General features: G+C 59.7%; 8 protein-coding genes. All 8 read left to right on the forward strand.

Annotation, left to right across the window (positions count from 1 at the left end; genetic code table 11):
• Positions 1 to 969 precede the first annotated feature (969 nt).
• The 8 genes from nusA to purQ all read left to right on the forward strand — a co-directional run bounded on the left by nusA (position 970) and on the right by purQ (position 13,309).
• Entirely contained in the window at positions 970 to 2,700 is a 1,731-nt protein-coding gene (gene nusA / locus HG800_RS03835) for a transcription termination factor NusA (RefSeq protein ID WP_169973932.1), read from the forward strand.
• Between the two features lie 1,122 nt (positions 2,701 to 3,822).
• The gene (gene infB / locus HG800_RS03840) at positions 3,823 to 6,039 is read left to right on the forward strand and encodes a translation initiation factor IF-2 (RefSeq protein WP_315851966.1); all 2,217 of its coding nucleotides are present in this window, start codon (positions 3,823 to 3,825) and stop codon (positions 6,037 to 6,039) included.
• A 126-nt stretch (positions 6,040 to 6,165) separates the two neighbouring features.
• On the forward strand, positions 6,166 to 6,612 hold the full coding sequence (gene rbfA, locus HG800_RS03845; protein WP_169973936.1) for a 30S ribosome-binding factor RbfA: 447 nt from the start codon (positions 6,166 to 6,168) through the stop codon (positions 6,610 to 6,612).
• 52 nt (positions 6,613 to 6,664) lie between these two features.
• Positions 6,665 to 7,459, forward strand: coding sequence for an endonuclease III domain-containing protein (locus HG800_RS03850; RefSeq protein WP_169973938.1), 795 nt, complete (start codon positions 6,665 to 6,667; stop codon positions 7,457 to 7,459).
• Positions 7,460 to 7,711: 252 nt separating this feature from the next.
• Positions 7,712 to 8,188, forward strand: a complete 477-nt coding sequence (locus tag HG800_RS03855; protein ID WP_390622615.1) for a fasciclin domain-containing protein — start codon at positions 7,712 to 7,714, stop codon at positions 8,186 to 8,188.
• 316 nt (positions 8,189 to 8,504) lie between these two features.
• On the forward strand, positions 8,505 to 11,438 hold the full coding sequence (gene purL / locus HG800_RS03860; RefSeq protein WP_169974539.1) for a phosphoribosylformylglycinamidine synthase subunit PurL: 2,934 nt from the start codon (positions 8,505 to 8,507) through the stop codon (positions 11,436 to 11,438).
• Between the two features lie 22 nt (positions 11,439 to 11,460).
• Positions 11,461 to 12,273, forward strand: coding sequence for an NYN domain-containing protein (locus tag HG800_RS03865; protein ID WP_169973942.1), 813 nt, complete (start codon positions 11,461 to 11,463; stop codon positions 12,271 to 12,273).
• Positions 12,274 to 12,544: 271 nt separating this feature from the next.
• The gene (purQ, locus tag HG800_RS03870) at positions 12,545 to 13,309 is read left to right on the forward strand and encodes a phosphoribosylformylglycinamidine synthase I (protein WP_169973944.1); all 765 of its coding nucleotides are present in this window, start codon (positions 12,545 to 12,547) and stop codon (positions 13,307 to 13,309) included.
• The last annotated feature ends 148 nt before the right edge of the window (positions 13,310 to 13,457 follow it).

Below are 13,457 nucleotides of genomic sequence, written 5' to 3' on the forward strand. Positions count from 1 at the left end.
ATTGAAATTCACCGTGCCGTCAAACCTGCCGGCAAGATACAACCGTCCTTGATCATCGGCGAGCGTGGCTTGGATCGCGCCTCCAACCGAGAAAAAGGGATCCTGCGAGTTACCGGAGCCGACGAGTGCTTCAGCGAACTGGACGTTCGGAGCCCCTCCGTCAAGCAGTGTACGTCCTTCTAAACATTCCAAGTTGATCCACTGTCTTATCCGTCTCCGGATCACTCGACTCATCAGCCCGTCCCTCAGGTTTACTCGAAACGACCTCTGTGCCACGGACGCTTGTTTCTGCAGTCATTCTCGACCTCCTTGCCGAATCGAAGACGGTCTATGCTATCCGATTGACCTGCCGTTTTTCCAATCGACGTTGATCAGACACCACAACGCAACGACCATCGACGATGGTGTAAGGTAACCGATTTGGGGTAATTGGGCAAATTGGGTGGAAATTATTCAGCAGTTGGCTGGTTGGTGCGTTCTCGGGGTGGTGGTGGCGTGGTTTGACTCATGGCGTGTCGCAGTATGTGATCCGTTGATCTCGTGTCCGACATCGGAGAGACGGTGCAATCCGCTGGCGAATTGCCCCCTGGAGTCGACCTGGAATCACCTGGTTCTGGCGGGGATTGCTCAGGCCCTGAATGCGTGACGGACCGTCGCTTGACAGTGTCCTCAGATCGTCGGTAGAGTGATTGCTGGGCTGAGGTTCGGATTGTGAGCCTTGGTTCTGGGTCGGGGCGCATCTGGTTTCGGGTCGCACACACCTTCTCGAAGGTATTGTGGCGACCGTCGGGTGGCGGATTGCCCGGCTCGGGGGCCGGAGCGGTCGAGGTCCTGCAACGCTGCTCCAGCGGCGTTCGGTCGCGAAAGATTGGGTTTGGGCTTTCGCGATAAAGCCCGGCCTGGTGTTTCGTACCGGAGGGTCGGGCTGCCCCTATGCAGGCTGCCCGCCACTCGCCTCGGAGGAGTTGGATGAGCGTCGATCTGGTCCGGATTGTTGAGAGTATCCATCGGGAAAAAAACATCCCGAAAGAAGTCCTCTTTGATGGGCTTCAATCGGCACTCGCAACGGCCGCGCGGAAGCATTATCCGGACGCTCAGGAGATTCAGGTCACGATTGACCCGGATACTGGTCGAATCGCGACGCTCAAGGATGGTGTCTCCGTCGAACCGCCCGACTTCGGTCGGATCGCCGCCCAGACGGCCAAACAGGTCATCATTCAGAAGATTCGCGAAGCCGAACGTGACACCTTGTTCGATGAGTTCGAGGTGCTCCGAGGCGAGATGGTTACGGGGACCATTCAGCGGTTTGAAGGTGGAGCCGTCACGGTCAATCTCGGGAAGACGGATGGTTTGCTTCCCCGTAGTGAATCGATTCCGGGGGAGAGCCATCACCCCGGCGAGCGAGTCCGGGCCATTGTGCTCGATGTCCGTAAGGTCGGCCAGCGGGTGAAAATCATTCTCAGTCGGACTCATCCTGACTTCGTGAGACGGCTGTTCGAACTGGAAATTCCCGAGATCGCCGACCAGACAATCCAGATCCGGGCCCTTGCCCGAGAAGCTGGGTATCGGTCCAAGGTCGCAGTCAGCTCCCTCGACCAGAAAGTGGATGCGGTTGGCGCGTGTGTTGGTGTTCGCGGAACCCGCATCAAGAATATCGTTGACGAACTGGGTGGCGAGCGGATTGACATCGTCCGCTGGAATGAAGCGCTTCAGGTACTCATTCCCAACGCCTTACAGCCGGCGGAGATCGAGGAAGTCCTTCTCTGCAATCTTCTCGGCCGGGCGATCGTTCTAGTCCGGGATGATCAACTTTCGCTTGCCATCGGTCGTCGCGGTCAGAATGTTCGGCTCGCATCAAAGCTCGTTGGCTGGGACATTGAGATCATGACCAGCGAGGAGCTGGACGAGCTGATCGACAAGGCCGTTGGCCTTTTCTCAGCCCTGGATGGTTGCGACACCGACCTCGCCAACCGACTCGTCGAGCAGGGCATCTTGAGTTACGATGACCTGTCGATCATGGAGATCGACCATCTGGTCAGCACGGTGGAAGGCTTCGACGAACCGCTGGCTCAAAGTCTTGTGTCACAGGCGGAGCACCTGGCCGAACTGGCCGAACAAGACGAGACGCCTCGCCGTAAAGGTGCCAGGTCACTGGCAAGTGCTGCCTCGGTCGAATCCCGTCATGAGCCTCCGGCAGGCGATGAATCGACCGAACTGCCCGAGGAACCCTCCGCGGGGGGTGATCAAGAGCCTGTTGCTATCGGTCTCGATTCCGAAGATGCCGTAAGTGCTTCGTCCTCAACCGAATCTGCCGAGTCTCAGGAGTTACCCGAATCCCCGGCCCCCGAGTATGGTGACTCGGCTGACGAAACTGAAACCAGTGCGAGCTACGACTCGCATGATCTTGACCTGGCCGACGAGGCAGGACATCTCGAGCATCGCGGCCACGAAGTGACCCACCCACCGGTCGATGACGAGGAAGACCCCGACGAAACCGACGTCCCACCGTTCGAGATTCGCATCGGTCACGTTGTCCCACCCCCGGCCGAGGCCGACGCTGAAACCGACTCCTCGACGACGGAATCAGACGATCGCCCGGCCTCCCCGCATTCTGCCCCCGAACCCCCGACCGCCAATTCGGCCGATGGTTCGGGGTCGGACTCTCCGGAGCCCTCAGCTATGGACCGCGAAGAACCATGATCCCCGCGACGGTCCGGCCAAGACCGCCGCGAACCGGCCGAGTCGCCGCCCCTGCCGTTCCCTCCTCCTAATCCGCCTGTTCCGGGCTCTCCCGGCCAGCATGCGGCCCGGAGGTTTCGGAAAATTGGCCTGGCACGACCGGTCGGTCGAAACCACAATACCGACCGGGACATCCCGATGGGCTCGGATGTCCCAAGCCAGGAGGAGGAGCCGTTGTCGATCCGTGTCCACGCGTTAGCGAAAGAACTCGGGCTGGATAAAGCCCAAGACCTTATCGATCGTATTCAGGAATGGGGCCTTGATGTCAAAGCGAGCCCTCTGGCGAGCGTCGGTGACGACCTCGCCGATGAGATCCGGCAGCGCATGATCGCATCGACCTCGGGACCAACACCCCAAGCCGTACCACCCCCCCACCGGCCCACACCGGAACCAAAATCGGAATCGGCACCGAATTCCCCGACCGCGGAGGCCCCCGCCATCAGCCCGACCGCCGCCTCTCCCAAGACTGCGGCAGCCGACTCGCGTGATTCGGCTCCGCCTCAGGCGTCCAAGCCGCCGCAGCCGTCCAAACCCGCCTCGGCCCCGGCCGAATCGACTCAATCACCGGAACCCGGCTCGGCTTCCGTTCGTGCCACTCCGTCCGCTTCCCCGCCCGCGGGTCCTCCCGCTTCCCGTCCAGCTCCCCCTATGTCGCAAACTCCTCCTGCGTCTTCCCAATCTTCCAGACAAGCTGGCCCCTTGGCCGGGCATACCCGGGGCACGACCGCTCGACCTGCCGGTCCTGCTCCGGCTCCCCCGCCGGCCACCAACACGGCAACAGAACAACGGCCCCGCCCTGGTCAGGGACCTCAGCCGTCGCGTCCGATCGATCGGAGCGACTACATCGGTCCCGCCGGGACTCGACCCGGTTCGACGGGTCGTCCCGCCTCGCCGCCTCCCCGTCGTCCTTCAGGCGATGCGGGCGAGTCTTCAGGACGGCGTGAAGGACCCCGACCGGGTGGTCGTCCCTTGCCCCCAGTCGCTTCGGGGGGTGGTCGTCCGTTGCCTCCGGTCGCACCCCCAGGTGGTCCTCCGAAACGGCCAGCAGGACCCAGGCCCGCCAGCCCTCCATCAGGAGGCCATGTGCAACCCCAGCAGCGGTTTACCCGCGAAGAAATGCTGGAGATGATGCGCAGAGGGCAGCTTCCCACCGCCCCTCCCACGGGTCGAGACGCGGGACCTTCCCGCGGTTCCCGACCGGAAGGTTTGCCGACCGGCCCCTTGCCAACCGGTCCGACGGCTCGAGGGGGTGTCCCAGGTGCCCCTTCGCGTAAGTCTGGCGCCGATTTCGACGAGGAAGAACGCAAGGGCAAGGGTGGTGCTGCCGGTCCCGGTGGTCGATTTGGCGGCGCAGCCGACCGTGCCGGCCGTCGAAAAGCACGTCAGGAACGGGCCAAGGATCGTGTGGTCTCTCCGGTCCCTGCTGCGGCGTTGCTCGATGGTGATGAGGATAGTGGGCGTCGTCGCGGACCGAAACGCCACAAGAGCCGAGGTCCCACGGTCGCCCCTCGGAAGACCAGCGCCGAGATTGAATACCCCATCACCCTACGCTCCCTCTCCGAGGCGATCGGCGTCAAGGCCAACCAGCTCATGCGTCGGATGATGGATCTGACCGGCCAACTCGTGACGATCAACACTTCGCTCGAAGAAGACGCCGCCATCGAACTGGCCATGGAGTTTGGCGTCGAGCTTTCGATCGCCCACGAAGAAACCGCTGAAGATGAGTTCGACCGTCTGCTTGAAGACGCCCGCGTCGACGAGACTGCACCGGAGCATCTTCAAGCCCGGCCTCCGATCGTCACGATTCTCGGCCATGTGGACCACGGAAAAACCTCCTTGCTGGATTACATCCGCAAGGCGAACGTCGTGGCCAGTGAAACAGGTGGCATCACCCAGCACATTGGTGCCTATCAGGTCGAGCACGACGGCCACCCCGTAACCTTCGTCGATACCCCTGGCCACGAAGCCTTCACAGCGATGCGAGCCCGAGGGGCGAATGTCACCGACATCGCCGTGGTGGTGGTCGCTGCCGATGACGGTGTGATGCCTCAGACCAAGGAGGCGATCGCCCATGCCAAGGCTGCCGGCGTTCAAATCGTTGTGGCCCTCAACAAGATAGACCTGCCCGGTGTTGAGGCCAATCTCAACCGGATTCTCGGCGAAATCAGCGCCGAAGGTCTGATTCCCGAAGAATATGGCGGCGACGTGCCAGTGGTCCGTACCTCAGCCCTTTCCGGTCTGGGTGTTGATGACCTGCTGGCGACGCTGGCCACCATCGCCGAGGTTTACGAGTACAAGGCCAATCCTGATCGACCGGCGACCGGCACCTGCCTGGAGTCCGAGGTTTCCGAGGGCCGTGGCGTGATTGCCACCGTTTTGGTCCAGGATGGAACCTTGCGGGTGGGTGATGCTCTGGCCTGCGGCGAAGGATTCGGACGGGTTCGGGCCCTCTTCGATGATAAGGGCCAACCGATTCAGGAAGCAGGCCCTTCGACTCCGGTGGAAATTTCCGGGCTCGACGCCGTGCCGACCGCCGGCGAGAAATTCGCGGTCCTCGAAGATATCGGTCAAGCTCGCGAGGTGGCCGAAACCCGTCGGACCCGATCTCGCGGCGTCAACCTTGGTGAGACCAAAGCCATCACGCTGGAGAATCTCTACAGCAAGATGGCAGAGCAGAAGGTCAAGAGTCTCAACGTCATTCTCAAAGCCGATGTGCAGGGTTCACTTGAAGCCTTGCTCAAGGAGATTGAGAAACTTGAGAATGATGAGGTTCCCGTCCGGATTCTACATAAGGGCGTGGGAGGAATCACCGAAAGCGACGTCATGCTGGCCGATGCCAGCCAGGCGATCGTCATCGGTTTCCGCGTCGCTCCGGAAGATCGGGCCGTGACCCTCGCCGAAGAAAAGTCGATCGACATTCGTCGCTACGACATCATTTACCAGGTTTCCGACGAGATCAAGCAAGCCATCGAGGGTCGCCTCGAACCGGAGATCAAGGAAGTCCATCTCGGACGGGCAGTTGTCCGCCAGGTCTTCAAGATTTCTCGGGGAGGTGCCGGTACCGTGGCCGGTTGCTTCGTCACCCAGGGAGTCATCGAACGCAACGGCCAGGCTCGGATCATTCGAGAAGGCCGAGAGATCTACAAGGGTGCCATCGAGGCACTCCGGCGCTTCAAGGACGATGTTCGTGAAGTCCGTGAGAACTTCGAGTGCGGCATCAAGATCGCCAAGTTCGACGATATCAAGGTTGACGACGTGATCGAAGCCTACCGGGTCGAAGTCATTCGTCGAACCCTTTGATCTCTCAGAGTTGTCCTTCTCGGCCGCTCCTCTCTTGCTCCCTTGGTGAGCCATGTGAGGAGCGGCCGTAACGGTTCCTGATCACCTTATTCCTTTTCTTGACGATTCCGATCGAGGTTCGCTCCCATGTCCTCGCACCGCATCGAGCGCCTGAACGAGGCCGTCCGCGAGGTTGTCTCCTCGGCCGTGCTGTTCGAGGTGGCCGATCCCAGGGTCAAGGGGGTGACCGTCCTGGAGGCCGAGGTCGCTTCAGACCTGAAGCATGCGACCGTGTTCGTCTCGGTGATGGGAGATGAAACCGCGCAACGGCTTGCCCTTCGAGGGCTCCAGTCGGCTGCCGGCTTTCTCCAGTCGCGACTCGCCGCTCGATTAAAGACGCGCTATACCCCGATCCTTCGATTCGAACTCGATCAAGGTGTCAAGAATTCAGTCGCCATGTCTCGGCTGATCGACGAGACCCTCGCCGCCGACCGACTCGCCCGTGGGGAACGTCCCGAGGACGCAGACCTCGATCATGCGAATCAAACGCACCACGATGCTTGCAGTGACCCAGACCAGCCAGCGACCGACTGACCGTGCAGACAACGATCTTAACCCACCCCCTCGACTGACCCCGAACACACACATGGCCGCACCCAGCAAATCGCAGATGCTCGACAAGATTCAGCCCCTGCTGGCCAAGCGCTATAAGCCCGGCCCGCGCGAGGCGAAGATGTCGGTGCTGGAAGCGGTTCTGTTCGGCATTTGCCACGAGGGCACGACTCGCGAGCAAGCCAACCAGGCAATGAGTCGATTCCGCGATGCCTTCTTTGATTGGAATGAACTGCGCGTCAGTTCCGTCGGTGAAATTCAAGATACCCTGACCGGACTCCCCCAGCCTGAAGTCAAAGCACAGCGCATCCGTCGCTTTCTTCGCCAGCTCTTCTCGAAGACTTATAAGTTCGATCTCGACCATCTCGGTAAGAAACCTCTGAAGGAGTCGATCAAGACGCTTCAAGAGTTTGAGGCGATGCAGTCGGATTTTGTGCTTGCGACCGTCATCCAGCAAGCCCTCGGCGGCCATGCAATGCCGGTCGACGATCCGATTCGCCGCTGCCTCGTCCGTCTCGGTTTCGCCGAGGAGGAGACGCCAGTCGAGTCCATCCGTGCGACACTCGAACGGGCTGTTCCCAAGACGCGAGGTCCTGAGTTTACGGACTTGCTCGAAGAACTTGCTCATGATCCTTGCGTTGCCGACGACCCCAACTGTCCGGAATGTGTGCTCGTCAAGCTTTGCCCAACCGGACAGCGGTACGTGAACTCCGAAAAGGCTCTTCCCGCCTCAGGCAAAGAGTCGTCCTCCGGCTCTCGGCGTCGAGCCTCTGCGTCCGACGAAGGAACCTCAAAACCGACCCGGAGTCGCTCGCCACGCTCCAAGTAGTCGCACCGGGTCATGGCTCCACATGTGATTCTCAGTCTGAAGACCCCGCCCTGAGCGGGGTCGTTTTTTGCGCGCTGGGGGATGACTTTGCGAAAAGAAAAATCGAGAAAAACGGGTCACGAATCTGGACGGGTCCGCATGGTGGACTACAACACCGTCGGCTGATCGTAAGAGACGAACTCGAGGAAAAAACCTCGAACGCGATCCAGACGAGTCCCTTTATCAACACACCTCGGAGCGTTACCCATGCGTATGCTTGCCGCCCTGACCTTGTCGCTGGTTCTCGGTTCTTCGGCGATTGCTGCGGACAAGACGATCGTTGAAACTGCCGCCGGCAACGAAGCCTTCAGCACCCTGGTAGCCGCTGTCAAGGCTGCTGACCTCGTTGAGGTCCTTTCCAGCGAAGGGCCGTTCACGGTCTTCGCACCCACCGACGAAGCGTTTGCCAAGCTTCCCGAAGGTACCCTCGAGAACCTTCTGAAGCCCGAGAACAAAGAAACCCTCGTCAAAATCCTGACCTACCACGTTGTTCCTGGCAAGGTGATGGCTGCTGACGTTGTCAAGCTTGATGGCAAGAAGGTTGATACCGCCGCGGGTGTCAAGGCGACCATCACTGTCGCCGGCAGCACGGTCATGGTTGACAAGGCCAAGGTCGTCAAGACTGACATCGAGTGCTCCAACGGCGTGATCCACGTCATCGACTCGGTGATTCTGCCTGCCGCTGAATAAGTTCATTCTGAATTGCATCACGAATGATCAAGCCCTTCCGACACAATTGTGTCGGAAGGGCTTTTGTCGTTGTTCGAATCCACTGAGACCTTGACGTGAAGACTTCCCCTCACCGATACTCGATGGAAATCTCTGCTCTTCAAACGGCGACCTGGACACGATCTCAGTTTGCATTGATCCTTCCATGAACCGTTTCGAGCCATGCGTTTGGCTTCTCTCGTGCGGCAATTCGATCCTGGAACGGCGCCTGAGTCAGCGTCATTGATCGAAACCGTTGCCGATTTGTACGACTCTGACCTGGAATTGCAACGTCTTCATGCTCTGGCATCTTCAGATCGATCCCGCTCCCGGCCTGGCCGATTCCGAGGGCCATCGGGTGTCGGCTGAGGCCGCTGACCTGGGACTCGGCGGCCCCTGGACGATACGCTCGGCTCGCGGTTTTCTCGTCGAAGGAGAGCTCTCGGAATCCGATCTTCGAAGCGCGGCCGAACAGGTTCTCGCTGATCCGATCGTCGAGACCTTTGCGATCCGAGCCTCTCAGAAGGAAGCAACGAACGCGTTTCAAGCCGCGTTCGGAAATGCGCTGGTTCATGTGTTGCCGCGACCCGGGGTTACTGATCCGGTTGCGGAAAGTGCTCGGGCGGTCCTTCGGGATCTGGGTCTTTCCGTCTCCGAGGTTCGCTCGGTTCGCACGTACATGATCGACGGTCCCGAGCATTCTTTGGAAGCGTTAACCCGCCGAGTCCTGTCCAACGATGCAGTTGAACAGGCCATTGTCGGACCGTTGACCCTGGACCATCTTGGCCAGGGAAGCCCTTACGTGTTTCGTCGAATTGATGTTCCCTTGCGGGACATGAATGATGAGACCTTGATGCGCACCAGTCGCGAGGGACAACTCTCTCTCTCGATTGACGAAATGAGAGCGATTCAGGCTCACTTCGTTGAACTCGGACGAGACCCGACCGATGTCGAGTTGGAAACCCTTGCCCAGACCTGGAGCGAGCACTGCTCTCACAAGACCCTTCGCGGTCGGGTCGAGTTTGCAGGTGAAGTGATCGAGAATCTGCTCAAGCAAACAATCTTCAAGGCAACCAAGGATCTTGAAGCTGATGGGCTTGACTGGCTTGTCTCCGTCTTCGAGGACAACGCCGGGGTGATCCGGTTCGACGACCAGCATGACGTTTGCTTCAAGGTCGAGACGCACAACCACCCGTCCGCGATCGACCCCTACGGCGGTGCGAATACCGGGATCGGCGGTGTGATTCGCGACCCAATGGGGACTGGACTCGGTGCAAAGCCGATCTGCAATACCGACGTCTTCTGCGTTGCCCCTCCCGATTCTCCAGTCGATGTCCTGCCGACCGGAGTCCTTCACCCTCGCCGAGTGCTCAAGGGTGTGGTCGCCGGAGTCCGAGACTACGGCAACCGTATGGGGATTCCGACCGTCAATGGCGCAGTCGTCACCGACGAACGCTATCTTGCCAACCCGCTCGTCTTTTGCGGAACGGTCGGCGTGTTGCCGAAAGGCTTGGCATTCAAGGCCGTCCATCCCGGGGATCGGATCGTCGCTGTTGGGGGCAAGACCGGACGGGATGGGATCCATGGCGCGACGTTTAGCTCGGCCGAATTGACCGGAGAAAGCGAACAGCTTTCCGGCGGAGCCGTCCAGATTGGCAATGCCATCACGGAAAAAATGGTGCTCGATGCCCTCCTGCAAGCCCGATCCCGCGGCCTCTATCGCGCGATCACCGATTGCGGGGCGGGTGGCTTCAGTTCGGCCGTCGGTGAGATGGGGGCGGAGCTCGGAGCCGAGGTCGACCTGGAACGCGCTCCACTCAAGTATGAAGGCCTCTCATACACGGAAATCTGGATTTCCGAGGCTCAGGAGCGGATGGTTCTTGCCGTTCCCCCCGAGCATCTCGATGCGCTGGTCTCTCTCTGTGCCTCAGAGGGGGTTGAGGCAACCGATCTCGGGCAGTTCGTCGATACCGGACGGTTGACACTTCGCTATCACGGTGAGGTGGTCGGCGATCTTTCCATGCATTTTCTCCACGAGGGCAGGCCCAAGGTCACACGCAAGGCTTCCTTCACGCCTCCCGTCGAGACCGTACCCTCGCTTCCGGAGCGAAACGACTATACCGTCGATCTTCTCGCACTCCTGCACGACTGGGACATCTGCTCGAAGGAGTGGATCATTCGTCAGTACGATCACGAGGTGCAGGCCCGGACCGTGATCAAACCGCTCGTTGGCGACCACGAGGAGGGCCCTGGAAACGCCTCAGTCGTGTTGCCCGTTCGTGGCTCGCTCCGCGGCCTTGCAGTGGGTTGCGGCCTCAACCCCAGATATGGCGATCTCGACCCCTATGCCATGGCAGGCTCTGTGATTGACGAGGCGATTCGCAATGTCGTCGCCGTCGGTGCCGATCCCGAGCAGATCGCGCTGCTCGACAACTTCTGCTGGGGCAATCCGGAACGGCCGGAAACGCTCGGCGCACTCGTCCTGGCTGCCCAGGGGTGTCACGATCTGGCCCTTTCGTATCGAACTCCGTTCATTTCGGGGAAAGATAGTCTTTATAACGAATACTCGCATCAGGGAGAAAGCCTTGCAATCCCTCCCACCTTGCTGATCTCCGCGATCGGTCAGGTCCCCGACGTACGCCAGTGTCTCACGATGGACCTGAAATCCTCGGGAAATCTCCTCCTGATCGTCGGACAAACACGCAATGAAGTCGGAGGCTCGGCTTATCTGAAATACCTGGGAGAGGTCGGCGGCCGGGTTCCTCAGGTCGACCCTGAACTTGGGCTGGCCATCTTCAAAGCGGTTCACGATTGCACGGTTCGCGGTTGGCTGAGATCTTGCCACGATCTGAGCGAGGGAGGCCTCGCCGTTGCTATCGCCGAAATGTGCCTGGCCGGCTCACTTGGGGCCGAGTGCTCCATTCGTGATGTTCCCTGTCTCAATGATGCGGCAAGCGATCCGATTCTCCTGTTCTCCGAATCGCCGTCACGATTTCTCCTTGAAGTTCCTCTGGAGCACGTTGCCGAGGTCTTCGACCGGTTCGAGGGACTCCCCGTGGGACGCCTCGGATCCGTCGTTGCCGCCCCGGAAAACGGCCCCCGGCTGACCGTTCGTGGCCTGCTTGGCCAAATGGTAATCGATGCGTCCGTCGCTGAGTTACGGACACGATGGCTTCGTCCGATCGATGATCATGGTTTCGATTCTGTTAATCATCACCTCTTGAACCGGTGACCCGCCCGGAAGGAATGCGCAGATGCAGCGCTTTGTCACCTTTGTCGATGGCTCGAACCTCGACGGTGTCCTGAAACATTTGAACCTCCGCGTCGACGACTACGGTTCCTTCTATCGCTATATTTTTGAGCAAAGTGTCAGTCACTGGGGACGAACCTTTGCCGAGGGAGCCCCCTGGGAATCGGCTCAGCATGCTCGGATCTACTGGTACGTTGTCGGCAAAATGGATGAATGGGACTTGAATGATCCCAAGGCTGAAAGCCGGCTTCGGAACCGATTCGAATTGAATCCGAGACTTCGAGACAGTTACGTCGAAGACGTCATTCGCAAGACTCCCGACATTTCCCCCGAGCGACGACTCGACGAGGCCTGGGGCCTCTGCTTCGCCGAGACACGCGAATGGTACGAAGGAAAACGGCGAGCCCTGGAACGGAAGAAGCGGTTTTATCACGGGGTACAGTCGGCCACCGACTTCGTCGAGATTCGTCAGGAAGGTCACTGGAAGGTCGACCTCTTGCACCACAATCTCACCGAAAAGGGGCTCGACACCAGCATGGCTGTTGATATGGTCGCGCTTCAAGATACCTACGATGTGGCTCTCTTGATTTCCGGAGACGCTGATGGCATCCCCGGAATCAACTATGTCAAGAACAAGGCCAAACACGTGGGCGTCGTCGAATTCCGACGCGGTTCTCGCGATGAATCACTCAAGGGGGCCAGTTCTCGGCTGAAAATCGCAGCCGACTTCGTGGTACAGATCTACGAGGCTGATCTAATTCGCCGCGATCTCTCCTACCGTGCTAATCCCGAGTACGACAATACGGGCGATTACTAGAGAGCTGCCCCGAATCGCTACCGCTACCGAGGATTCGATTCCAGCTTTGATCTCGACGACGATCAAGACGATGATTGAATCTGTCCTCCGTGGTGGTAGTCGCCGGTTCGGGGTTACAAAAACAGTCTGAGTCAAGCTCACGGCTCATCGCTTCTGCGTCCCTTGCTACGCAATCGGTCTCGACGGACGTCATCGTTTCTCTCACAAACGTCGCTGCATCCAGATCACGTTGCGTCTTTTTTCGTTGATCGGCCTTTTTCCCCGTGGAACCATGCCTTTGCCCCGCGCGATCGTCCTTCGGGCTCCCGGTACGAACTGCGATGAGGAAACCGTCGCGGCCTGGCAACTTGCCGGGGCCGACGTTGAGACGGCCCACGTTGACCGCGTTCTGGAGTCTCCCGGAATCCTTGATGCCTTCCAACTTCTGACGATCCCTGGTGGGTTCAGTTACGGAGATGATCTGGGAGCCGGCCGCATCCTGGCTACCCGGCTTGGAGCGCTCGACGATGCGTTGCGCCGCTTCCATGACCGAGGAGGGCTGATTCTCGGAATCTGCAACGGATTCCAGGTTCTCGTGAAGGCCGGGCTCTTGCCCGGAGGGCATCGGGCGACGATCACCCATAACGATTCCGGCCGTTTCGAATGCCGATGGGTCCGTCTCCTTGCGAGTTCCCCAGGGCGCTCTCCCTTTCTTCCCGACGGCGATCCGATCGAACTGCCCGTGGCTCACGGCGAAGGGAAGTTTGTCACGGAGAGCCAGGAGGCATTAGACGCCCTGGACTCTGCCGGCCAACTTGCCCTCCGCTACATCGACGATTCGAATCGTCCTACCGAGTCCTATCCAAGTAACCCAAACGGTTCCCCCGCTGGAGTTGCGGGTGTGATTGACCCAACCGGTCGAATCTTCGGCTTGATGCCTCACCCGGAACGGTTTGTCGAGTTCATTCACCACCCTCAATGGACCCGAATCGCTCCCCGACCCGAAGGCGATGGCCTTCGCATCTTCCGTGGAGCCGTCAAAGCCATTCGAGGATGAAGCGCGCTTCCGATCAACTGCTGGCTGCCTCGACCAGAGGATCAAGCCATTTCAACGCGCCGATCGGTCGCTTTTTCAACAAAGAAAGCCCTTTGCAAGTGCTGCAAAGGGCTTTGGAGTGGAGGCGGCGGGAATTGCACCCGCGGAG

This window comes from Tautonia rosea (genome assembly GCF_012958305.1).
Taxonomy (GTDB): domain Bacteria; phylum Planctomycetota; class Planctomycetia; order Isosphaerales; family Isosphaeraceae; genus Tautonia; species Tautonia rosea.